This is a genomic window from Bombiscardovia coagulans (assembly GCF_002259585.1).
Taxonomy (GTDB): domain Bacteria; phylum Actinomycetota; class Actinomycetes; order Actinomycetales; family Bifidobacteriaceae; genus Bombiscardovia; species Bombiscardovia coagulans.
The window spans coordinates 170,401-194,128 of the sequence record NZ_MWWS01000004.1; the positions used below are offsets into that span (position 1 = coordinate 170,401).

Sequence of the window (23,728 nt, forward strand, 5' to 3'; positions counted from 1 at the left end):
GCTAGCAGCTTTTCTACAACTAGCACATTGCGACCTAACCAGCGCTGCCGCTTGTGTTTCTACTGAGTATCAATCCGGCAGAAACACAGTGACATTCCAACAGAGTACTTTGTTGAGTCAAACTTGGCACAGTTTTCAATTGTACGTAGTTTAGTGTGCTTCCATATAAGAGATAATTCGATCTACACCAATCCGCAAATCCTCCATAGAGGCCGCATAAGATATGCGCACATAGCCGTCTCCCCCAGCTCCGAAGCTTGCACCTGGTATAACTGCAACTTTACCTTCTCGAGCAAGACCATAAGCAAACTTCCAAGAGTCTCTCATTCGTTCTGGGAGTTGAAGAAACAGGTAAAACGCTCCTTGTGGTTCCACCACCCGCAGACCAGCATTCCGTAGAGACCTCAGCATAAAATCTCGGCGATCCATGTAGACATTCTTCATAGTCTGAGCATCAGTTCTACCTTGACTAAAAGCCTCTGCAGCAGCATATTGGGCATTAGCAGTCACACAGGTGATGGTGAATTCGCTCACCTTCGCAATTTCAGTGATGACATCAGCAGGTCCTGCTACGGTGCCAATGCGCCAACCCGTCATAGCATGAGATTTGGAAACTCCATTGAGTACGACACTTTGCTCAGGTAGAACTTCCCCCATAGAGACGTGTTTACCAGCATACGTTAGTTCTGAATAAATCTCATCGGAGAGCACAAATATCCCATACTGTTTAGCTACCTCTCCCAATTCTTTAAGCTGGCTTTGTGTGTATGTAACTCCTGTAGGGTTACTTGGATAATTCAGAATTACAACTTTTGCAGAATCACGATGGGATTCTATTGCGTTTTGTAGCTTTTCTGGTGTAAGCAGAAAACCATCAGCTGAGGTGTCAATGGAAACTACATGACCCCCTGCCAGTTGTGTAACAGGAAAGTAGAGGGGGAAAATAGGTGTAGGAATAAAAACGGTATCCCCCTGATTCAACATTGCCGTCAAGCTAGAATATATCCCACCTGTAGCACCTGCCGTTACAAGAAGTTCCCTCTCCGGATCATACCTAGTGCCATATTGATCAGCAAAAAAATCACTCGCTGCTTGACGAAGTTGTAACAGTCCACGACTGTCCAGGTAGTGAGATTGGTCAGCTTCAATGGAAGCAACCGCTGCAGCCTTAATATGGTCCGGTGTCGTAAAGTCAGGCTCTCCCAATGTCAGCTTCACAATGTCTTGAATCTGACTAATCTCTGCATTAAATTGCAAGATGTCACTAGTTGCTTGAGCCCTTACCCTGCGATTCATCTGTTCTGCCAAACTCATGCCCTGATTCTCTGCCTCCATATAACTCTTCAGTTGCTTAATTGCGGTATGTACCATGCCAACAAGACTTTCAACATACGTTCTTTGCCTCGACCGTACAGAATTTCTCCATCCCCGCCCTGTATTTACCTAGTTGGTGTTACGCACATAGCTGGTATTGTATTCATGAGTGTGAACGAGGATATTACTGCTTCTGTTCAGGATTTTTTTCAGCATCTTTCCTATAGGATCATTATTTCACTGTGTCCTTGCCCAAGCAAAATTCGTTACCTCCAATCTACTCTGAGATTGACTACATTCATGTCGTTCGTTTGTGTACCATATTCTTCAACTCTGCTGAATGAGCAAAACAACGATTGGGCTGCCCCTTGCAACGGTATTTTCCAGTCACCTACAGTTCTACATTTTTAATGTGAACTACAGCTATAGAACCGTGTCTCAAACAGGTAAGACAAATGTCGCAAGATTGATAAAAAAACAAAGAACTAGCAGCCTGATTGCCACTAGTTCTTCAATCAACATATTATGCTTACTCCCACTCGATTGTTGCCGGTGGCTTCGAAGTTACATCAAGAACCACACGATTGATTCCGGAACACTCATTAGTAATGCGAGTGGAAATATGAGCCAGAACGTCATATGGTAGCCGAGACCAGTCTGCTGTCATGGCATCCTCCGAACTCACCGGACGCAAAACAATGGGTGAACCGTAGGTACGCTCATCACCCTGCACACCTACAGAGTGAACATCCGCCAAAAGAACCACTGGGCATTGCCAGATTTCTCGGTCCAAACCAGCTCGGTTGAGTTCCTCACGAGCAATAGCATCTGCTTCTCGTAAGAGGTCTAAACGTTCCCTAGTGATGTCTCCTATGATACGGATTCCTAACCCGGGCCCGGGGAAAGGCTGTCGCCAGACAATCTCATCAGGGAGACCAAGCTCGCTACCGATGGCTCTGACCTCATCTTTAAAGAGCAATCTCAGGGGCTCAACCAGCTCGAAATTCAAGTCATCAGGTAAACCACCTACATTGTGATGAGACTTAATATTTGCAGCACCATCACCTCCTCCAGACTCGACAACATCTGGATACAAGGTACCCTGCACCAAGAAGCGAACATCCTGTCCCTGCTCCCCTGCTTGAGCAACTACTTCTCGTGCTGCTTTCTCAAATGTCCGTATAAACTTTTCACCGATTATTTTGCGCTTACGCTCTGGTTCACTTACACCTTTCAGAGCAGTTAAAAAGTCCTCTGAAGCATCCACCGCCATCAGCTTAATACCTGTTGCTTGAACAAAATCATGTTTGACTTGTTCCACTTCGCCTTTTCGCAGTAAACCGTGATCTACAAAAACACAAGTTAACTGGTCACCCACAGCACGATGGACCAGTGCTGCTGCTACAGCCGAATCCACACCTCCGGAGAGGCCACAAATAACTGCATGATTCCCGACGGCTTTACGAATCTTGGCAACTTGATCTTCTATTATATTCGATGCATCCCAGTCTGCTTCTAATCCAGCACATTCATGCAGGAAACGGAATATAAGATCTTGTCCGAGAGGCGTGTTGCGGACCTCTGGATGCCATTGAACCCCATACAGTTTTCGTGATGGGTCTTGCATAGCTGCCACAGGGGCACCTGCAGTATGGGCTAATACTGCAAAACCATCAGGAGCTTCTTTAACGGCAACACCATGGCTCATCCATACGGACTGCTCAGAAGGCGAATCTTGTAAAATACCGGCGGGAGTGTCTATGACAGCTACTGTCTTCCCATACTCACCTAAGGCTGCCTTATCAACCTTGCCACCTAACTCATGCGCCATGACTTGGAAGCCATAGCAGATACCAAGAACCGGAACCCCTGCTGTGAAGATAGCAGGATCAATGCTGGGCGCACCATCAACATAAACAGACGCTGGGCCACCGGATAGGATTATGGCTTTGGGATCCATAGCTAGCATTTGTTCTACTGACATGGAGTGTGGCACTAGCTCTGAGTAGACGTGAGCTTCGCGCACGCGCCTAGCTATCAATTGAGCATACTGAGCTCCAAAGTCAACGACTAGTACAGGTCCGGCTGCCATAGTGCTCCTTATATCATCTTTTAATCTTGTATGGATTATCTACATACCTAGTACTGCTAATTCTTTATGATTATGAACTGACTTTCAGACAAGCTATACATAGCACTAGCTCCTAGCTCAATGAGAGATGAGCACTAAACTTACCTATCAGTTTATCCACTTAGCAATTGCACAAATATGCCAAAAATGTATCCAAAGCGAACAAGAATGAGCGACTATGTGCACACATTCGAACACGCTAGGAACGAAAACAGTCAAAAAGTCGTATCATCCTCGTACGATTAAAGTGATTGGAATAAGGGTTTGTCAGGCTCGATGTGAGTTTACAAACCCTTACAACCGAAAGAAAATAATCAATCGCACTAAAGTGCAGGAGTACACATGACGAATCCTGTTATCGGCACCCCTTGGAAGAAGCTCGACGCTCCCGTATCTGAGGAGACCTTGGAAGCCGTCGACAAGTATTGGCGCGCTGCCAACTACCTTTCCATCGGTCAGATTTACCTTCGCAGTAACCCACTGATGAAGGAGCCCTTTACTCGTGAGGACGTCAAGCACCGTCTAGTTGGTCACTGGGGAACAACCCCAGGCCTAAACTTCCTGCTTGGTCATATCAATCGTTTGATTGCCGATCACCAGCAGAATACGGTCTTCATTATGGGCCCAGGTCACGGTGGTCCTGCAGGCACTTCACAGTCCTACATTGACGGCACCTACACCGAATACTTCCCTAAGATTACTAAGAACGAAGAAGGCTTACAGAAGTTCTTCCGCCAGTTCTCCTATCCGGGCGGTATCCCTTCTCACTTTGCACCTGAAACACCTGGTTCCATTCATGAGGGTGGAGAGTTAGGTTATGCTCTCTCCCACGCATATGGCGCTGTTATGAATAACCCTTCACTCTTCGTTCCAGCTGTTGTAGGCGATGGTGAAGCTGAAACTGGTGCATTGGCAACTTCTTGGCAGTCCAACAAGCTTGTCAACCCCCGTACTGATGGTATTGTGTTGCCAATCTTGCACCTCAACGGTTATAAGATTGCTAACCCAACCATTCTCGCCCGCATTTCCGATGAAGAGCTCCACGAGTTCTTCCATGGTATGGGTTACACCCCACATGAGTTCGTAGCTGGCTTCGACGACGAGGACAGCATGTCCATCCATCGTCGTTTCGCTGACTTGCTCGAGGAAGTATTCGACGAAATTTGCGAGATTAAGGCCTTGGCTCAGACAGACGATATGACTCGTCCGTTCTACCCAATGATCATCTTCCGTACGCCTAAGGGTTGGACCTGCCCCAAGTTCATTGACGGCAAGAAGACTGAAGGCTCTTGGCGAGCACATCAGGTACCACTGGCATCCGCTCGTGATACTGAGGCTCACTTCCAAGTACTCAAGGGCTGGTTGGAGTCCTACAAGCCAGAAGAGCTCTTTGACGAAAAGGGTGGTCTGCGTCCAGAAGTTACTTCATTCATGCCTCAGGGTGACCTCCGTATCGGCGAGAATCCTAACGCTAATGGTGGTCGTTTGCTTGAACCTCTGGATCTTCCTAACATTCACGACTACGAAATCAACGTCAAAGAACATGGTCGTGGCTGGGGAGCTACCGAGGCTACTCGAGTTCTTGGATACTACACCCGCGACGTGCTGGCGAAGAATCCTACAAACTTCCGCATCTTTGGACCTGATGAAACAGCATCTAACCGTCTTGCTGCCGCGTACGAAGTCACCAACAAGCAGTGGGATGCCGAGTACCTCTCTGAGCTTACTGATGAACATATGGCTCACACCGGTCAGATTGTTGAACAGCTCTCCGAGAATCAGATGGAAGGCTTCCTCGAAGGATACTTGCTCACAGGACGCCATGGCATTTGGTCCACATACGAGTCCTTCATTCATGTTGTTGATTCTATGGTCAACCAGCATGCCAAGTGGCTTGAAGCAACAGTCCGTGAAATCCCATGGCGTAAGCCAATCGCCGGTCTTAACGTACTTGTCACTTCACACGTTTGGCGTCAGGATCACAACGGATTCTCCCACCAGGATCCAGGATTCGTTGACATCTTGCTGAACAAGTCATTCAACAACGACCATATCGCCAACATCTACTTCCCAGCAGATGCAAACATGCTTCTCGCTGTAGGTGAGCGTGCTTACAAGTCAACCAACTGCATTAACGCTATCTTCGCTGGTAAGCAGCCCGCTGCTACATACCAGACAATCGATGAAGCTGCTGCTGAACTCGAAAAGGGCGCTGCACGATGGGATTGGGCTTCCAACGCTAAAGATGCTGAAGATGCAGATATCATCATTGCAACTGCAGGCGATGTTCCTACGCAAGAAGCCTTGGCTGCAAATGACATGCTGCAAAAGATGGGCTTGAAGGTTCAGTTTGTTAACGTTGTTGACCTTCTGAAGATTCAGAACACTGAAGAAAACAACGAGGCTATCTCTGATGAAGAGTTTGTCAAACTCTTCGGTAAAGACAAGCCTGTTCTCTTCGCCTTCCATGCATACCCAGGTTCCATCTACCGCCTGATTCACGGCCGCCCCAACCATGACAACTTCAAGGTTCATGGATATAAGGAGCAGGGTTCCACAACAACACCATTCGATATGGTGCGTGTCAATGATATGGATCGTTGGTGCTTGGCTGCTGACGCTCTACAGATGGTTGACGACAAGAAGTATGCTGACCAGATTGAAGAGTGGACTAAGTTCCGCATCGAAGCATTCCAGTTTGCGGTAGACAAGGGCTATGATCACCCTGACTACACCGACTGGGTATGGCCCGATGCCAATCACGCTGGACAGAAGAACATTTCTGCAACAGCTGCTACCGCTGGAGACAACGAGTAGCCTACATACATTATTCAGAGTCAACTGAAGTAATGTACTTTTAAATGGCCATTCCTGCGAAAGCAGGAATGGCCATTCTCTATTCTTCAAGAGATACTTGCACACTCTTGTCCTGCGCTGATAAATGCTGGTCTAGTTCGTAAGGCCACGGTATGGGATATATCAGATTCTTACGATGCTAGACATAAACAGATCTTAATTCACTGAACCGATGTGACACCATGTGAATCAGCGAAGTAGACTACTTAGAGGCTTGATCCATAAAGAAAAACACCACTTCTATGATTGCTATAGTAAAACTTGTATACTAGGAAAAGCTGTCGAGCAAAGTAGTCGCACAGTAACAATCAATTCTGGAAGTGAGGGATACAGTGGGTCCTGTTGCAATCAGCCTAATTAGCCCAGAAGCTGGTGTAGGACGAAACGTAGTAGCTTATGGTTTAGCTCATGAACTAGCATCGATAGGCAAACTAGCTATATTCAGACCTGTAGCTTGTCACAAAGAGACACTAACTGAAACACTTGTTTCTGTAGCGACGAAACAGACAACTCGAGAGGACTACGTCGCAACTTGTCCTTGCCAAGCTCGTGAGAATCCTATACAAGCCCGAGCTAACTCACTGAGTACCTACACCAACCTTTGTACTATGGAACAACCTCAATTTGTTCTCTCTGTTGGCTCAGACAACACTGATGTGGTGGACCCAATGAGACTACCTTTGGATGCCGATATAGCTACTGACTTGAGAGCACGAGTTTTCTTGGAAATCTGTTCCACCGAACGATCAGCTAAAACAGTATATGAAAGTGTCAAAAACTGCAGACGCATCGTCGAAAACGCAGGAACAGAACTGGCGGGCATCTTTATTACAGGTTGTCTTAATGAACAAAAAGCCGACTTAAAAGAAGTTTTTCGTCAGTGTGATACACCCCTGTGGCTGATAGACAAGGTACCTTTTAATCTAGACCCTACAGCTGTAGATAGTCGTACTGAAGCTCTGGACACATTCCAAGCTTGTGCACCGTTGAACAGTCTCATTCATGCTGTTCAACAACCTCCCCTGCAGGTTACCACACCCATATCATTCCAGAACGATTTGTTAGTAAAAGCCAAAAGTTCCCAACAAACGATTGTCCTTCCTGAAAGCGAAGACGATCGTATTCTTAAGGCTGCCGACTATCTGTTGGAAAGAGATATTGTCAAACTCATTATTATTGGTGACCGAGATTCGATAACCTCACACGGGCAAGAGTTAGGCCTACAACATTTACACAAGGCCTCCTACCAACCTATGGATGACGCGCAAGTCCTTGCTCCAATGGTTGAGCAACTTTGTACCCTCCGAGCAAACAAAGGTATGACCCCGGAACAAGCGCGTCATCAGCTTACAGACCCATCTTATTTCGGAACTATGTTGGTCGTCGAAGGGTTAGCAGACGGACTTGTCTCCGGTTCAGTCCATTCCACGGCAAGTACAGTGCGACCTGCCCTACAAGTCATTAAAACAAAACCGGGAACTTCTCTGGTATCAGGCGCTTTCCTAATGTGTTTCAAAGAGCACGTTGCTTTATTTGCAGATTGTGCCATCAACCTCAACCCTCATGCTGAACAACTCGCTGACATAGCTATACAGTCTGCTGAAACCGCTAGAGCTTTTGGCATAGATCCACGAGTTGGTATGCTGTCATACTCAACCTTAGGCTCGGGTAAGGGACCAGATGTAGATTTAGTGGAAAAAGCCACTGCTCTTGTGCAAGCGAAAAGACCAGATCTACCAGTCGTTGGACCCATCCAATTTGATGCTGCATGGTCACCAGAGGTAGCTATGACCAAAGCACATGACAATAATGTTGCTGGTCATGTAAACGTATTTGTATTCCCATCTTTATCTGCAGGAAATATCGCTTACAAGGCAGTACAACGTTCTTCTGGAGCTTTAGCGATCGGACCTGTATTACAAGGACTTAACAAACCTGTTAACGACCTATCCAGAGGTGCCTTAGTTGCAGACATCATCAATACTGTAGCCTTAACGGCTATAGAAGCACAAAACCATTGAACTTCCCATCCACAGTCACACACAGCAATTGTTCATACAGTATAGTTTCGAATACTAGGCTGTGCATTATTCGTTTTCGTCTACAGAGAGGATGTAAACCCCGGCAGGTAAGGTAAATGAAGGAATATGGAGTAAGAACTCCAACCTATTGCGTCAGGAGGATGCCACAATGGCGAAAACTGTCCTAGTTATTAACTCAGGTTCTAGCTCGATCAAGTATCAGCTAGTTGACCTTGAAAATGGTGAGGGCATTGCCTCAGGCCTGGTCGAAAAAATCGGCGAACCTGTAGCAGGACACTACAAGCACGAGTATCAAGGCATAAAGCACGAACTAGAAGAACCAACGGCTACTCATGAAGTAGGTCTCAAGAGGGTGCTTGATCTCTTTGGAAAATATGGGCCAGACCTGAACGAAGCAGGCATTGTGGCTGTAGGACACCGTGTTGTTCAGGGTGGATCGGTCTTCCCCAAGCCAGCACTGGTGACCGAGAAAACCTTAGCTCAGGTTAAAAGTCTTGCAGTGCTTGCGCCTCTGCACAATGGTCCTGAGGCAGAAGGAGCCGAGGTTATGATGAGCCTGCTCCCTGATACTCCGCAAGTCTTCGTCTTCGATTCTTCATTCTTCACGGACCTTCCAGCAAAGGCTTCCACCTATGCGCTGAACAAGGATATTGCCCGTCAGTATCATATTCGACGTTATGGTGCCCATGGAACCAGTCATGAATACGTTGGAAAGCTGGTACCAGAAGTCACCGGTAAGCCAGCAGAAGGCCTTAAGCAGATTGTTCTCCATATCGGAAATGGAGCTTCCGCCTCAGCACAGGTATCCGGCAAACCAATCGAAACTTCAATGGGCCTCACTCCTCTTGAAGGGCTGATGATGGGTAGCCGCACAGGAGACATTGACCCAGCGGTCGCCTTCCATCTGATTCGCAACGCACATATGTCTGTAGATGAACTCGATGCCCTCTTCAACAAAAAATCCGGCATGATGGGTATGACCGGTTTCGGTGATATGCGTGAAATTCACCGCATGATTGCTGAAGGAGATGAGGACGCCAAACTGGCTCTAGACATTTATGTTCACCGCATCGTAGGTTACATAGGTAACTACACAGCTCAGATGGGTGGATTGGATGTGCTCACCTTTACCGCTGGTGTTGGTGAAAATGACGAAATCGTTCGTCGTCGTGTTATAGAAGCGCTTGAGCCTTTTGGAGTCAAAATTGACTTGGAAGAAAACGACATTCGTTCCAAGGAAGCACGAATTATCTCAACTCCAGATAGCACGCTTACAGTATGCATCATTCCCACCAATGAAGAGCTCTCTATCGCGCGGCAGTCAGCAGTAATTGCTGAAAACGGTGACTCATATGGCAATAAGTTTAAGGGATAAGACGGATACTCTCCACAGCTTATAGTCAAAAACCGGTTGGTTAAGAAGTACAGTGTTACCAGCCGGTTTTACTATATTCAGTATGTTGCTACAGCTCACACTAGTTGCAGCATTTGATTCCAAAGAGCAACAAAATTAGGCAGTGTTTTGCGCGTGGTAGCAATATTGACAACTTCTATACCAGGAATGCCCAGCCCAAGCAAAGCACCAAATGTTGCCATGCGATGGTCATGATAGGTTTCAATGATTGCTGGGTGAAGTTTGTCAGCAGGGACAGGAGTGATTTCAATCCCATCTTCCATCTCAGTTGCACATCCACCTATCTTCTGTATCTCTTTGGTTAGTGCTTCTAAACGATTTGTCTCATGACCGCGTAAATGCCCCACACCGTGCAAACGACTAGGACTATCAGCAAACACTAGGAGGGCAGCCAAGCTGGGAACTAGCTCCCCTGCCGCAGACAGGTCATAATCACCAAGTCCATGTATGATTCTTGTTCCGGTAACTTGGCAGGTACGTTGAATATCAGTAGAAATGGTAACATCGGCACCCATAGTTTGTAATAAATCAGGCAACAAGCCACCAGGTTGTGTAGTGGAGGCAGGCCAATGCTGAACACCTACCCTACCGCCTGCTATGAGAGCAGCTCCGAGAAAAGGAGCCGCATTAGATAAGTCAGGTTCAATCTGAACAGTTTCTTCCAGTTTCGGATAAGGTAGCGAAGACGGAGAACTGACGGTCCATTGATTGTTGATTTCGTCTTCGTCGATGTGGAGACCAGCTTCTCTCAAATCTGCGATTGTCATACGTATGTGGGGCAGACTGGGCAACTGTTTACCGGTATGACGAATATGTAGTCCCTCACTTGCCCTAGATCCTAACAGCAGAAGTCCTGAAATGAATTGAGAGGACAGAGACGAGTCAATATCGACTGCTCCCCCGGTAAAGACTCGAGGTGGGTGGATCGTGAAAGGTAGGTAGCCCTCTTGTCCTTCATAGACAATCGTTGCCCCCAATTGTTGGAGGGCATCCAATAAAGGTCTCATAGGTCGCTCTTGAGCTTGAACATCACCATAAAAGCGGGTAGGACCATCCGCTAACATAGCCAGCGCTGGAACGAAACGCATCACTGTACCAGCAAGCCCGCAGTAGACTTGTTTGCCTCCTGTAGGGTACCCTGAAGAAGCTGGTGTAACGCATACTCGTGTGGAATCATCGTCCTCAACCTGACACGTTACACCAAGTTCTCGCAATGCCTCCATCATAAGATCAGTATCCCTGGAGCGCAATAGACCCTGAATATGTACTGGTCTCGAACCTAAGGCAGCTAGCATGAGGTACCGGTTAGATAAAGACTTACTACCGGGTATCTCAATGCAAGCATTCAGAGGATGCTTCGGCCTAGGTGCTATCCAGTATTCAGCGTTTGTCATATCTCTGTAGCATAGCCTACCCTGGTTATAGGCTTACTTTTTTGTTTTGTTGTACAAAACAGTGTGGAGATCCTCTAACGCCTTATTGGGGTTAGCATCGTCTTCCTGCTTCTGTAGAGTTGCTCTAAATTTTGAAAACTCTGAAATATCGTTTGACAAATTATTCAATTGCTTTGAAAGATCAGATAACTTGTCAATTTGTTCTGTGCTTTTTGGTGCTCCAGGATTTGATACCAAATCTGACATCTGCTTGACAACATCTTCCAACTTACCAATCGAACTTGCTGTCTTACCAGCAGATTGAGCAATGGCTTTATTGGGAACTTTAGAAGTCGCTTCCAAAGCCACTTTACAGTCGGACATATACGCGCTCAGCTCAGACATGTATTTTACACTATCTGACATAGAAGCTTCTGGTTCTTTGTTGCACTTACTATAAGCATCTGAATATGAAGGCAATGAATCGGCTAATTCACTTGCGTACTGGCTATACAGCTTCGATTTTTTCAGGTATGCCTGATACTTATCGTTGACATCCTTATCTTTTATTGCCTTCTGCTGTCCGAAGTCAACATTCATTGCATCGTACTGCTTTATGGCAGATTTTGCCTCAGCAACATTCTTATCTCTTAGCTTTGTATCTGTCTTTTGAGGCTGGTCAGCAACTTGGACCAGAGCATTACTTACTTTTTCGCCTTGTTTGCTAATATCAACAACAGCATTATCAGCTTTTTGGTAGTCGGCAGCTTTCAATCCCCAAGGCTTCCATATTAAAATTGCAGCAACAATGACTACAGCAAGTACGATAACAATAATGCCAGCCATATTGTTCTTGCCTTTTTTAACAGTATTGTTTGTGGCCCCTGTCATTGGCTGTTGCGGAAGAGGAGTGGCACTTTGGGTGAAAGTCTGCTCTTGAGTTCCGTTTTGCTTGTCGCTAAGAACAGGGCCTTCATTGGCCTGCTGCCTATCTGTATTGTTATTCTCGCTCATCGTACATCCCTTCTTCTTCGCTGATGTCTTGAGCCTAACGTCCACCCCGTCGCCACAGCACGATGATCATAAACGAAGCTATCAGTCACTTTTAGTTCGAGGCCATGCCTCATTACATATATTATCAGAACAATCACTAAGGAAAAATCCGGCTATACCAACATCATATCGTCTCGACTCTCCGATAGTTGAAATGTCCTTACTCCTGCGCTATAGTCTAAACCTGTGCTCAATTAGTTTGAGTATCGGGCTGTAGCGCAGCTTGGTAGCGCGCCTGCTTTGGGAGCAGGATGTCGCAGGTTCAAATCCTGTCAGCCCGACAAAACATTACCAGATTTTCTTCGTCTGAGTAGCAAGCCACTTTGCCCACTTGCCTTGAACAGCATTTCCTGCCATCCTACTGTTCCCATGCAATACTCTGTGCTCAACGGAGCCCTATTTTCATGCGTATAGGAGTTGTAATCTCATTGATGCTGTAAAATCTTATACGTATACAACGGCCGCAGAGCGAGTTCTCAAGCTTGCATTTTCTTTCACAGATTAAGGTAAAAAAACATGACTGTACAGCGTTGCGATTGGGCTCTTGGTAACGATTTAGAGTTAGAATACCACGACCACGAGTGGGGTGTACCAGAACATAGAGAACGTGAACTCTTCGAACTGCTCATCTTAGAAAGCATGCAAGCAGGACTCAGCTGGTCGCTCATTCTTCAAAAACGACCGTTTTTGAGAGATGCTTTCGATGCATTTAACTACGAAACGATCGCTGGATATTCTGAAGCAAAAGTGGATTCCTTACTGTCAAATCCTACAATTATCAGAAACCATCTGAAGATTAAAGCCGCAGTAACCAATGCTCAAGCTTTTATACGTGTGCAGAATGAAGCTGGCTCTTTCGATCAGTACCTGTGGTCATTCGTCGATAACAAACCAGTTCGAGGAAACTGGATGTCTGTCGAGGAAGTCCCCAGTACTAGCCCTCTTTCAGAAACTATTAGTCAAGATTTCCGTAAACGTGGTTTTAAATTTGTAGGCCCCACCACCGTATATTCCTTCCTCCAAGCCACAGGTGTCTTGAACGACCACATCAACTCTTGTTTTAGGTTTACAGAGGTAAATGCCAGTGCTTCCAATCCAAAATTCGCCAACTAGTCTACTCACTTCCACAACAGAGCACTTCGAATAGCTAGGGATACTTTTCTGTATGCTTTTCCTTTTTTCACCTTCTAAAACCATGGATTTTCAGTCGCCACTGACGATAGAACCCCATACTTTGCCAGTTTTCAGTAAGGAGGCAAATCAGCTCATAAAGATTTGCCAGCGATTGACAATAGAGGATATTCAAACTCTTATGGGGGTTAGCCGCAAAATCGCTGAGCTAAATTTCCAGCGTTTTCAAGACTGGGACTGTTCCGATAGTCCTCATAAGGCCCGGCAAGCAATTGCCGCATTTGCAGGCGAAGCATATGAAAGCTTGGATACAGGAAACTTATCGACAATTGATATGGACTATGCACAAAAGCATCTAAGGATTCTATCTGGCCTATACGGCATTTTGCGCCCGATGGACCTTATTCAACCCCACCGATTAGACATGGGAACACGCTTACCCAATGGCAATACTATGAATTTGTACCAGTTCTGGAAAACCACGCTTACTGAATATCTTCAACAAGAGCTATCTCATTCATCTGTACCAATCATCGTCAACTTAGCTTCCCAAGAATACAGTAAAGCTGTCGATATTAAGAAGCTGAACGCAAAGATCATTGAACCCATATTTCTAGATCAGAAAAATGGTAAAAGCAAAGTTATTAGCTTTTATGCTAAACGTGCTCGAGGACTGATGTGCAGATACGCTATCAGGCACCAGATCAGCCAGAGCGCCGCTTTACAGAATTTTAATCTCGAAGGCTATTGTTTTGACGATAATCGCTCAGATGACTCACACTGGTATTACGTCCGTCATACCGAAAATCAGCTGTAAGGACGGTATACGTCCTGCGGTATTGTCATGCACTTATGATGCACCGCATATATTTTGGCAAACGTTGGTCAGGACTGGCAAGTTGACACCCCTATCGTTGTCACAATTCTGCGCACAGCTTTGAAATCCTTTATAAAAGCTGTAATGCTTACCATTAACCGTTTTTGCCTTCTTTCAATTTGATATGTAGAGCCCGAGCATGCAAAGCTAGACCAGATCTTGCAAGTTATCCTGTAGCCAAGGCTCGCAACACGCTTTGCTTACTGATTTGACACGATGTCAATCCCTATACTTACACTAGTTCAGTCGATATTGACAGTGTGTCAATACTCTGTAAGCTACCTGCTTCACGCAAGGCGGATACAGAAAACAACCACAACGATTGGAGAAGCATGGTTCGCACTACCACTCAGGGAAAACAAGCTGCCAGCAAACACTCTGGAGTTGGGGTTCGCACAAACCGCCGACGCGAGCAAATTGTACAAGCTGCACATGAAATATGCATCGAAAAAGGCTTCACGCACATCACGGTAAGCGATATTACTAACAGAGTAGGTATCACTCGTTCTCTCTTCTACCACTACTTCCACAACAAAGAAGACGTAGCAACGGCTGTACTTGAAGATGCAATCAACACTATTATCTCTCGACTCGACGCATGGAACGAAAGCCGCATAGTAGGCAACGTCAACAAATCACTCGATGACATAGTTTCCATGATGCGAACCATCATTGCCGATGAGGGTCCCTTCAGTAAAAGAATGGTTCAATCAGGAAATGGTGGTTTATACCTACAGTTCGTAGATCAAATTTCTGAACGCGTTGCAGAACATATTTGCCAAACAACAGTTAAGGATTTCGAACAGGTCCACGGGAGCTTACCCATCACACACGTCAAAGAAACATTAATGATGTTAATTTCTGGATCGATAGCACTACTGCGCGAAAAACCACAAATCAGTAATACCATCGTGAAAGAAATATTCATTCAGACCCTTCAACTGGAAGAGTACTTATAGATTTTGCGAGCCCCGACGCTAACGTAATCGGTGCCTGGAGCCACAAACCATAAAAATTCACCAAAGAAAAAGGAAGTGAACACCTTGTTATTCCAAGTCTACGGTCCCGATGCCATGTACCAATGGCTGGGCTGGGCGCTTGTTTTTTGTGCTTTACTAGTCGGCAATGAGATCGCTCGCAGGAGTAAAATTGGCGGTATTGTCTGCTTCATGGCTTTGCCAGCCGGACTGACTGCCTACTTTATTGCAATATATGTAGGCGTGGCTATGAAAGCCGAATGGGCACTAAGTAATCAAACCTATACCGAAATGAATGGCTGGTTCCACTATGCCAAGCTTTATGCAGCCGTCGCTGGATGCATTGGTTTTATGATTCTCAAATACGGTTGGGGTAAACTTGGTAAAGTCAAGTGGTTCAAATGTTTCCCCTTCATTATTGTCGCCATCAATATTCTCATTGCTGTCGCTTCAGACTTTGAGTCAGCTTTCCGAGGCTGGGGCACAACTTTCGTGTCTAGCGAAGGTGTCACTCTTATGGGTGGCTGGTTTAACGTCATTAACGGTATAGCTGGTCTTATTGACATCTTCTGCATGACAGGCTTATTCGGGATCTACGCATCCAAAGACAAGCACGATATGTTGTGGCCTGACATGACCTGGGTATTCATCTTGGCTTATGATGTTTGGAACTTCACCTACACCTACAACTGCCTACCCACCCACTCCTGGTACTGTGGTTTAGCTCTCCTCTTGGCCCCTACGTTCGCTAACTTCTTGTGGAATAAAGGAGCTTGGATTCAAAACCGCGCGAACACATTGGCGATCTGGTGCATGTTTGCCCAGGTATTCCCCTTCTTCCTAGATAGGAACCACTCTCGCTTTGCTGTTGAGTCAGTCAACAACCCTACAGTCAACCTTACTATGTCAATCATCTCTTTGGTACTCAACATAGCCGCCCTGACTTACATTGTGGTGAGAGCCAAGAAGCAGAACATTAACCCTTGGTCTAGCGAGGTATTTAAGGGAACCCACGACTACGAGCAGGCCATAGCTCGGGCAAACTAACCACTACCATATACACGGCTTTAGCAGGTTGGATTGGTGTGCGTTAGGACGATGATATGCTCTAACAGTAACATTGGGGGTCATTAACAGTATTTGTTGATGACCCCCAACACTATCACTGCAACGCTTTGTAGGAAGTTCCTACAACAAGCACCAACACGGATCATTGTAAAGACCCATGCACATTGTTAGATTCGTGAGAGAATCTACTCCCCCAAATCCTATGGGCAACTGAGACAAAAATGCATTGTGTTACACCGTCTAATAAGGCAGACCTACAACACCTATTCTGGGCTCTTCAAAGATTCGACCATATCTATCCGGTCTAAACTTCTGTTAGAAATAAGCATAACCAGCATGGAAAAAGTTAGGGCCAGAATACTGACAATTACCCAATCAGATAGTGCCGTCTGCACCTCCAAATGAATACCAGGCATTTTCATCATAGCGATGATAGGGTATGTTAAACCCCATCCAGCAGTCATTCCTGCTGCAATCCCCACAATTGTTAATACCAACGTCTCCCTATTAACATATGAATGGACTTCGCGACGAGTAAATCCTAAAACTTCTATTGTTGCCAGTTCGCGTTTCCTTTCAGAAATATTAGTCATTGACAGCGTAAACAACACCACAATAGCTAGGAGCGCGGCCATAACAATAAGCAGACCCACAACATCATTAACTACAGCATATTTCTCAGAAAAATCATTCTTGAGCTGCTGATTACTAACTACTGATCGGTAGATTCCATTCTGTTCTAAATCCACAGCTGTAGCAATTTTCTCCGCTGAGTCACCCCTCACTTTCAGAAGGAACGCATTGGGTGGATAATCTCGATGGGAAGTAATCTCACAATATGCAGACTGAGTCATATACAGAGCATTACCTGCATAATTTTCAGTGATTGCCATTACGGTAACATGATACTGATTGCGGGCACTGTCTTCCACCCAAGCTTCCGAATCTACCTGAATCCCAAGAAGTCTAGCCGCATTAGTAGTTACGATCGCCCCAGACTTGGGAAGCTTGAGTGGAGTTTTACCACTAGCATTCTGCAAACTTATATAACCATCTAACGATTGTCCATCAGGTACGACGATAAGTTGAAGCGGAACTCTCGTTAATTGTTGTGCTTTAGCTTTATCAACGACCTCATCGGTACTAGTAGACCCCGTAAGGCTCACCATTTGTACGGCAACAGGTTTTATAGCAGTTATTCGCTTATCTGTTGTAAGCTCTCGGGTTGCTTTCTCCTCTTGCTTGGAATTAGTTGTAACCATAGCATCGTACCCATAAACTCCACCATATTGCTTTTCCGGCAAGCTCAGCAATGTATTGCTCAGAGTCAAGGCAATCATCATCAAGGCTGTGGAAGCGAATATCCCAAAAATACTCATAAGAGCACGCGACTTATACCTGAATAAGTTTCTAGCCGTAACTTTATTGAGGAACGATAAATGATTCCATATATAACTCATTTTTTCAAGGGGAACGGTGTTACCAGCTTGAGGATCTCGTGGACGCATGAGCATTGAAGGGCATTCTTGTAGCTGGCGAGCGCAAGAGAACCATGTAATTCCTGTTATAGAGCCAACGAATGCCACTAACCCAATGAACACCATCACTGCATTGAACTGCAACATATATTGAGGAATGACATACATTTCACGCAGTACCGGGAACGCCATCTTGGGTAGACAAATAGTTCCTAGTATCACCCCTAGCCCCGAGCCAAACAAACTTGAAAGACAAGCAAAACACAAGTATTTGAACGAAATCTCAGACTTTTTATATCCCAGAGCGCTATATGCCCCCAGTAACTGACGGTCTTCTTCGATCATACGTGTCATGGATGTCAAACTAATCAGCACAGCAACTAAAAGAAACAGGACAGGAAAAGCAACACCAAAAACCCTTAACATACTCACTTGTGTATCAATTTGGTTATAACTCTGTAAGTAGCTACGATCCGTAACGATCCAATATGACCGTTGTTGTTGATGACCTGCCTTACTATGGTCAGAGCTCGCATGACTACCCGCCGGTACAGCACTTTTGTATATAGCTCGTCTTGTTGTGTCTAACTGTGTATCATATGCTTTACTATAAGAGAGCACTCCTTCAGTTCCCGTAAGCTTCATATAAACCTTGCTGTAATAGCCCTTGTTCATCACAGATGATGGAGGAACAAAGAAAGCGTAGTCAGCTTGGGTAGACATGGAACCAGTGGCAAATTGAGAACTATATACATTATTCGGATCGTTGACCTGACCAACGATGGTATAGGTAACATCTTTGAACAAAAACGGAGAGTTCCCGTTTACTGAGCGTATTGTAAGTTCAGACAAAGATACGGGATCACCTAAGTGCTTCCCCGAGTCTATAAGGTAGCGCTCGTTCACTGCAATTTGATTTGAGCTTTGAGGCAATACCCCAGTAACAACATATGGGCGATTGATATTTTGATTGTTAAGAGAACTGATGGTCAAACTCTTTCTTTTGCCTGCAACAGTAGCATCATAATTGTCTTCTACAACACCAGCTACGCCACTCACTCCTCGAATTCGTTCAAGTTGCCGTAAGTCTTGCTGGTTGAGACCACCAGGGGCAGTGACAGATAAATCATAAAGCCCTTCCTGCTTGTAGTAAGCATCTGCACTTTGAAGCATATCTTCTGCTAAGGCAGTGAAACCGAGTAGCATAGCGACCCCTAAAGCACAGATGATAAGAATAGCCCCAAAACGTTTCCACTCTTTGACGATTGCCCGAAGAGCATCAGTCCAGAGAGCGGTCCTGTTCATACGCCGCCAGACACGATGGATGCATTGTGTATTAACCTCTGTATTCATATTTCTTGTTCCTTACCTCATGCCATTACTCACTTGAGTTGAGATTGACACTGTCCTACCACTCGATATCAGTAACAAGTTTGGGCTGCTCACTGTCAGAGATTTCTGTCACCCGACCCGAGCGAAAACGAATGATCCGATCAGCCATCGGTGCGATAGCTGAATTATGCGTGATAATTAAAACTGTTATCCCCCTCGAACGGCAACTTTCCTGAAGGAGGCTTAAAATCTGTCTACCTGTTTGATAATCCAAAGCTCCGGTAGGTTCATCGCACAAGAGTAGGTCAGGGTTCTTTGCAAGAGCTCTCGCAATAGCCACACGCTGCTGCTCCCCTCCTGAAAGTTGAGAAGGAAAATTGTGGAGTCTTTCACCGAGCCCAACATCACGTAGAGTTTGCCTAGGATCTAGCGCATGATTTGATACTTGGCTTGCCAGTTCAACATTTTCAAGAGCCGTTAAGTTAGGCATCAAATTATAATATTGAAAAACGAAACCGGTCCCAGTTCGCCGGTAATTGGTCAGCTGCTTATCAGTGGCTGTAGTAATGTTCTGCCCATTCACCACAACTCGGCCACTGCTAGCACGATCCATACCGCCTAAGATGTTTAAAGCTGTAGACTTACCTGCACCTGATGCACCAAGGACGAGAGCAAGCTGTCCTTGTTCAACAGCAAAGGTCGCCTCATCTAAAGCTGTTATTGTGCTCTCACCGCTACCATACTGTTTAGTAACTGATTCGAAGTCTATATATCCCATTGCTGTTTTCCATTCCACTTTGCTCATTACTCGACGCCTTGTCGTGCACAGATGTAGACTATGAAATTAAACAATGATCATCAATCAACAATGCAAGCTAAATTGTTGTGTAATACAACATGCTGCATAAACAACAAACGTATTCAGCGAAGCATAAGGAATCTCATGGCCACGAAACAGCCGGAAGTGACCGAACAAACACGCCAACGATTAGAAGACGCTTTTTGGCAGCTCTATAAAAACCAACCTATTGAAAAGATAACAATACAACAAGTTACTCATCTAGCGGGATACCACCGCGCCACTTTTTACCTGTACTATCGGAACCTACGTGAACTCCTCAACGACATAGAGGATTCTCTACTCGACGAGCGGGAACAGTTTATCGACATTCATTTCACCGAACAAACCCCATTAGAGACTTTACGAGAAGAAATCACTGCTTTTCTTACGAGCAAGCAGAGTGACATCCAGTACTTTAAAGTTCTTTTAGGACCTCACGGCGATCCTGCCTTTGTTTCCCGGCTCAACAGCATGGTCAAAACAGCAGTACAAGCATACTTAACTCTGACAAGCACCAGCGTACAGTCGGACAGCAGTATACAAACAGGCCAGAAAACCAACCTACAAGCGGACGAACGCAAGTCTTCGCGCTCAGAATCGAATACCCCAAACTATCTACTTTCTACACCACAGACATTAGTAGATGATTCGGATGCCACTACACGATTAGACTACCTAGCTGAGTTCTTTGCTGCTGGCAAACTAGGATTGGTCAGAAAATGGTTAGACGATCCAGAACACAATTCAGTTGACTATCTTGTTACCTTGTTCATCGACATCTTGCAAGGAGCTGCCCTTGATATCGGTCAATACAAATCGAAGATCCTCGAACACGATTGAAATATCTAATTGACTTTCACTTGAAGACCAGTCATAGGAAAGCACTTTAGCCTTTTGCTAGCGTTCACGTCTCAGGACTTCCTGAGCATCACACTTTCCTTGTTTCATCCCCTCTTATCAGTTTTCCTAAACATACCCTTTACACTGCAATTATTGACAATTCATAATTACTATTTCTGAACCTATTACGTCATACACTCTTGCCAATATCTCAATCACTGACCTATTGATACCTGTCTGCTGATTACTTTATTCTGTCCTATGAGCTTCTATGAAGAGCAAGGGGAACTCTGTGTACAGCCATCAATGATGACAACGAGGGCGAAAGAAAAAAGTATGCTTATAACCACATTCTCCATTGCAGACTATACCAATGTAATAACAGCTATGGCGACTGTCGCGGCGATATTTGTGTCTATTGCCCAATTAAGGAAAACCCTCAAAACGCAAGAACAGAACAAAATAGAAGATAGTTACTACTCTCACCGGTATGAAGCCTTTTTAGTTGACGCTTGGATAGCAAGAAAGGGTAACGAACGCCGACTCATTATTGATAATGAAAGTCGTGGTGCAATACGAGATGTTAAAGTTCATGTTCTCTGGCCATCTCTTGATACCTATGACAGGCAACTCGACAACTTACAATTTCATGTTGCACCAAAATGCCACAAACCATGGCGTCTCTTGCCAAGAGGAGTATGGTGCATACAAACAAATATTCAAAAGGGCTACGCTTCTTGGGATTACCCTAAAGAAGACACTGATAACTTTGCTTCATCACCAGTATTTTTTGACCCAAAAACGTCACACAGTTTCGAACAATACGCTCTAATATCTATAGATTTTAAAGACATATACGACAATACCTGGCGCCGAGTATACGAAGATACGCTTGCCCACCATGAAGTAGAAGCAGGGTTATACCTTATCAATACCACCGACCCACGCCTTCGACGATTCATTTCAACTAATTCTGACAGGCTAGCTTAAGTCAGCCCTTATACGTTCAGAAGAGGCTAGGTAAGACCGAATGAGTACATACGAATTCTACACAAAGATTGTCAGCAACGATTGATTTTCACAACACTCGCTTCCAAGAGCCCGTAAGGAGCCTATCACACTGTCACCAGGGATGCTAGAACTTGAATACTCCAACGTACTTCAGACCGTTATAACTGTCTTTATACGGTTTGTGCAGAGTAAATTCACTATCATACTTGCTCTCAGCAGTGTACCAGATTACAGCATTGGCTTTAGTGATGCCTAATTCATGGCAGGCGTTAACAATCTGCTCCCTACAATCCAAATCGGAATCGATTAATTCATCAACTAGAGTACCTATATCAACTTCTTCCTTTAAATGGTCTGGATAGCCAATAAAGTCTTCGTCATACCAGATATTGCCCGTATCCTTGCAAAATCCGCAGATTTTATAATTGGGACTGTCCATATCCTCTTCGGAATAGTCAAGCTCGAAATATGTATTAAACTCATCAGCCGGCTCATAAGTGGTACCAATCCACAAGTGGCTGTTACTAGTTGGGTCATATGGAACGAGTGGATATCGGGTGTTAGCATTGAATTCACCGATGTATTTCAGCCCATTGTAACTGTCTTTATATGGTTGTTGTACTTCCAAATCCAACACAACATCATTATTGATATACCAAAACACCGCATTAGCACTTGTAATACCTAAAGCTTTACACCGTTCGTTAATCTTAGGTTTTTCTTCCTCATTCACTGCTATGTCGTTGAGAACATGTTCGATCTGCTGCACCGTTAAGTAACGCTGAGGAACTACGAGCCGTTTTGGCATGTAATTCAGTTCGCCAATATCTGCGCAAAACAAGCATGATGGTGTAACAAAATCAAGTAAATCAGTTTCGTGTTCTTCGAAATACTGCAGGTACTCATCGTCCGAAGAGGTATTTGTGCCAATCCACAACTGTATAGCGACCTTATTCACATCTACCCTAGTCATTACACTCACTCACCATCCTTCAGGCACAGCCTCAGCTGTGGTTCTTCCTCATAACCCAAGCAACTGTTCAACATCATCATCACGCACTCATCCGGCAATCAATTTATCGAAATTATTACACAAGAAACATATACTCTTCTGATGATTATCCGATACTGACAAGTTATCAGACCATGTATCGAATGTACAGCTTTCGATAGTGTTCTTATATTGCTAAATGATGTACCATTGTAAACTCTATTCAGCGACTTACGCCTTCTCCCCAAACGCATCTCTAAGCTTAGTGATACTCATACGGAACAGCAGCGAGAAGCCATGTCCATTTCACATCCTGAATCTCAATCATCCTCTACTACTGTTTTCGTAATCATTGACATGAAGGCGTCAAAAGACTCTGCGACAAACGACAGATCAGTATTTTGCTCCAGATAACCATCCTTCACTGTCATATCCAGATAGAGATCATGCACTTCATGGTTCCAATACAACACTTCGCCCTGAGGACTCAGGCACAACAGATCCCCATAATTAATGCTTGCTATTGCACAATAATCTTCAGGTATCCTATACTCATACATATCATTCGTAGCTAACACGTCTTCAGCATCTACCTGCGAAAAACCGAACAAAACTTCCAGGGGCAATAATTCTCCATCACACGATATGCAGTAATCAATATATGGTTCAGTATTAAACAGCACGACGTTGTATTGTTTCAGAAACTGCACATATGCACCAGCAGTGCTTCTATTAAGAGGTAATGCTAACACAAGATCGTCCACGTTCTGTGGAACCTTATACTGCGATGTGAACACTGCACCATCCTTACAATCTGCAATCAACGGCTTCTCCCGTCAGTGTCTAGCTCAATATTACAGGCTCTTATCAGCACATGTCGGCTCAACCAGCTCAAACGCTAGCCTGAACCTGCATTATGTATTTTCTGTTAGAGCATTCCGTGCCAGCAAGAAAAAGGCGTGTAGGAGTTCTAGCACCTTTCAATCTCGCTAACCCCTA

17 protein-coding genes and 1 tRNA gene are annotated in these 23,728 nt (G+C 45.0%); 10 read left to right on the plus strand and 8 right to left on the minus strand.

Annotation, left to right across the window (positions count from 1 at the left end):
• Positions 1-150 precede the first annotated feature (150 nt).
• Together BOCO_RS02500 and guaA are read right to left on the minus strand one after the other, a co-directional pair.
• Positions 151-1,335, minus strand: a complete 1,185-nt coding sequence (locus tag BOCO_RS02500) for an aminotransferase class I/II-fold pyridoxal phosphate-dependent enzyme (protein ID WP_244568714.1) — start codon at positions 1,333-1,335, stop codon at positions 151-153.
• A gap of 508 nt (positions 1,336-1,843) precedes the next feature.
• Positions 1,844-3,406 (minus strand): glutamine-hydrolyzing GMP synthase, encoded by a 1,563-nt coding sequence (gene guaA, locus BOCO_RS02505; protein ID WP_094722528.1) that lies wholly within the window; start codon positions 3,404-3,406, stop codon positions 1,844-1,846.
• A 381-nt stretch (positions 3,407-3,787) separates the two neighbouring features.
• Between guaA and BOCO_RS02510 the strand changes: the two genes are divergently transcribed.
• The 3 genes from BOCO_RS02510 to BOCO_RS02520 all read left to right on the plus strand — a co-directional run bounded on the left by BOCO_RS02510 (position 3,788) and on the right by BOCO_RS02520 (position 9,718).
• Complete coding sequence (locus tag BOCO_RS02510) at positions 3,788-6,262, plus strand: phosphoketolase (RefSeq protein WP_094722529.1); 2,475 nt, start codon at positions 3,788-3,790, stop codon at positions 6,260-6,262.
• A gap of 371 nt (positions 6,263-6,633) precedes the next feature.
• Positions 6,634-8,322: a phosphate acetyltransferase gene (gene pta / locus BOCO_RS02515; RefSeq protein WP_094722530.1), complete on the plus strand. Its 1,689-nt coding sequence runs from the start codon at positions 6,634-6,636 to the stop codon at positions 8,320-8,322.
• Positions 8,323-8,491: 169 nt separating this feature from the next.
• Positions 8,492-9,718, plus strand: coding sequence for an acetate/propionate family kinase (locus tag BOCO_RS02520; RefSeq protein WP_094722531.1), 1,227 nt, complete (start codon positions 8,492-8,494; stop codon positions 9,716-9,718).
• 95 nt (positions 9,719-9,813) lie between these two features.
• On the opposite strand, the gene aroA is transcribed toward BOCO_RS02520, so the two are convergent.
• Entirely contained in the window at positions 9,814-11,151 is a 1,338-nt protein-coding gene (gene aroA, locus BOCO_RS02525) for a 3-phosphoshikimate 1-carboxyvinyltransferase (protein ID WP_094722532.1), read from the minus strand.
• A 33-nt stretch (positions 11,152-11,184) separates the two neighbouring features.
• Positions 11,185-12,144, minus strand: coding sequence for a hypothetical protein (locus BOCO_RS02530; RefSeq protein ID WP_094722533.1), 960 nt, complete (start codon positions 12,142-12,144; stop codon positions 11,185-11,187).
• Positions 12,145-12,390: 246 nt separating this feature from the next.
• On the opposite strand from BOCO_RS02530, the gene BOCO_RS02535 reads away from it, so the two are divergent.
• From BOCO_RS02535 to BOCO_RS02555, 5 genes are all read left to right on the plus strand, one after another.
• A tRNA-Pro gene (locus BOCO_RS02535) sits at positions 12,391-12,464 on the plus strand.
• 235 nt (positions 12,465-12,699) lie between these two features.
• Positions 12,700-13,296, plus strand: a complete 597-nt coding sequence (locus tag BOCO_RS02540) for a DNA-3-methyladenine glycosylase I (RefSeq protein WP_094722534.1) — start codon at positions 12,700-12,702, stop codon at positions 13,294-13,296.
• A gap of 52 nt (positions 13,297-13,348) precedes the next feature.
• Positions 13,349-14,131 (plus strand): peroxide stress protein YaaA, encoded by a 783-nt coding sequence (gene yaaA, locus BOCO_RS02545; protein ID WP_094722535.1) that lies wholly within the window; start codon positions 13,349-13,351, stop codon positions 14,129-14,131.
• A gap of 392 nt (positions 14,132-14,523) precedes the next feature.
• On the plus strand, positions 14,524-15,150 hold the full coding sequence (locus BOCO_RS02550; protein ID WP_094722536.1) for a TetR/AcrR family transcriptional regulator: 627 nt from the start codon (positions 14,524-14,526) through the stop codon (positions 15,148-15,150).
• An 84-nt stretch (positions 15,151-15,234) separates the two neighbouring features.
• Complete coding sequence (locus BOCO_RS02555) at positions 15,235-16,215, plus strand: DUF5692 family protein (RefSeq protein ID WP_094722537.1); 981 nt, start codon at positions 15,235-15,237, stop codon at positions 16,213-16,215.
• A gap of 284 nt (positions 16,216-16,499) precedes the next feature.
• On the opposite strand, the gene BOCO_RS02560 is transcribed toward BOCO_RS02555, so the two are convergent.
• Entirely contained in the window at positions 16,500-19,067 is a 2,568-nt protein-coding gene (locus tag BOCO_RS02560) for an ABC transporter permease (RefSeq protein WP_094722538.1), read from the minus strand.
• A gap of 55 nt (positions 19,068-19,122) precedes the next feature.
• Positions 19,123-19,824: an ABC transporter ATP-binding protein gene (locus tag BOCO_RS02565; RefSeq protein ID WP_094722923.1), complete on the minus strand. Its 702-nt coding sequence runs from the start codon at positions 19,822-19,824 to the stop codon at positions 19,123-19,125.
• Between the two features lie 165 nt (positions 19,825-19,989).
• Here BOCO_RS02565 and BOCO_RS02570 point away from each other — a divergent pair, with 165 nt between their 5' ends.
• Together BOCO_RS02570 and BOCO_RS02575 are read left to right on the plus strand one after the other, a co-directional pair.
• Positions 19,990-20,727: a TetR/AcrR family transcriptional regulator gene (locus BOCO_RS02570; protein WP_094722539.1), complete on the plus strand. Its 738-nt coding sequence runs from the start codon at positions 19,990-19,992 to the stop codon at positions 20,725-20,727.
• Between the two features lie 336 nt (positions 20,728-21,063).
• Positions 21,064-21,717, plus strand: coding sequence for a hypothetical protein (locus BOCO_RS02575; protein ID WP_094722540.1), 654 nt, complete (start codon positions 21,064-21,066; stop codon positions 21,715-21,717).
• Between the two features lie 145 nt (positions 21,718-21,862).
• Here the strand turns inward: BOCO_RS02575 and BOCO_RS07460 are convergent, their stop codons facing one another.
• Complete coding sequence (locus tag BOCO_RS07460; protein WP_244568746.1) at positions 21,863-22,711, minus strand: immunity 22 family protein; 849 nt, start codon at positions 22,709-22,711, stop codon at positions 21,863-21,865.
• A 338-nt stretch (positions 22,712-23,049) separates the two neighbouring features.
• Positions 23,050-23,493: an SMI1/KNR4 family protein gene (locus tag BOCO_RS02585; protein ID WP_158520396.1), complete on the minus strand. Its 444-nt coding sequence runs from the start codon at positions 23,491-23,493 to the stop codon at positions 23,050-23,052.
• Positions 23,494-23,728 lie beyond the last annotated feature (235 nt).

What these genes read in the sequence shown, in the direction of transcription:
- BOCO_RS02500 (WP_244568714.1), bottom strand. Translation starts at nt 1,335, where the DNA reads ATGGAGGCAGAGAATCAGGGCATGAGTTTGGCAGAACAGATGAATCGC.
- guaA (WP_094722528.1), bottom strand. Translation starts at nt 3,406, where the DNA reads ATGGCAGCCGGACCTGTACTAGTCGTTGACTTTGGAGCTCAGTATGCT.
- BOCO_RS02510 (WP_094722529.1), top strand. Translation starts at nt 3,788, where the DNA reads ATGACGAATCCTGTTATCGGCACCCCTTGGAAGAAGCTCGACGCTCCC.
- BOCO_RS02520 (WP_094722531.1), top strand. Translation starts at nt 8,492, where the DNA reads ATGGCGAAAACTGTCCTAGTTATTAACTCAGGTTCTAGCTCGATCAAG.
- aroA (WP_094722532.1), bottom strand. Translation starts at nt 11,151, where the DNA reads ATGACAAACGCTGAATACTGGATAGCACCTAGGCCGAAGCATCCTCTG.
- BOCO_RS02530 (WP_094722533.1), bottom strand. Translation starts at nt 12,144, where the DNA reads ATGAGCGAGAATAACAATACAGATAGGCAGCAGGCCAATGAAGGCCCT.
- BOCO_RS02540 (WP_094722534.1), top strand. Translation starts at nt 12,700, where the DNA reads ATGACTGTACAGCGTTGCGATTGGGCTCTTGGTAACGATTTAGAGTTA.
- yaaA (WP_094722535.1), top strand. Translation starts at nt 13,349, where the DNA reads ATGCTTTTCCTTTTTTCACCTTCTAAAACCATGGATTTTCAGTCGCCA.
- BOCO_RS02550 (WP_094722536.1), top strand. Translation starts at nt 14,524, where the DNA reads ATGGTTCGCACTACCACTCAGGGAAAACAAGCTGCCAGCAAACACTCT.
- BOCO_RS02560 (WP_094722538.1), bottom strand. Translation starts at nt 19,067, where the DNA reads ATGAATACAGAGGTTAATACACAATGCATCCATCGTGTCTGGCGGCGT.
- BOCO_RS02565 (WP_094722923.1), bottom strand. Translation starts at nt 19,824, where the DNA reads ATGGGATATATAGACTTCGAATCAGTTACTAAACAGTATGGTAGCGGT.
- BOCO_RS02570 (WP_094722539.1), top strand. Translation starts at nt 19,990, where the DNA reads ATGGCCACGAAACAGCCGGAAGTGACCGAACAAACACGCCAACGATTA.
- BOCO_RS02575 (WP_094722540.1), top strand. Translation starts at nt 21,064, where the DNA reads ATGCTTATAACCACATTCTCCATTGCAGACTATACCAATGTAATAACA.
- BOCO_RS07460 (WP_244568746.1), bottom strand. Translation starts at nt 22,711, where the DNA reads ATGACTAGGGTAGATGTGAATAAGGTCGCTATACAGTTGTGGATTGGC.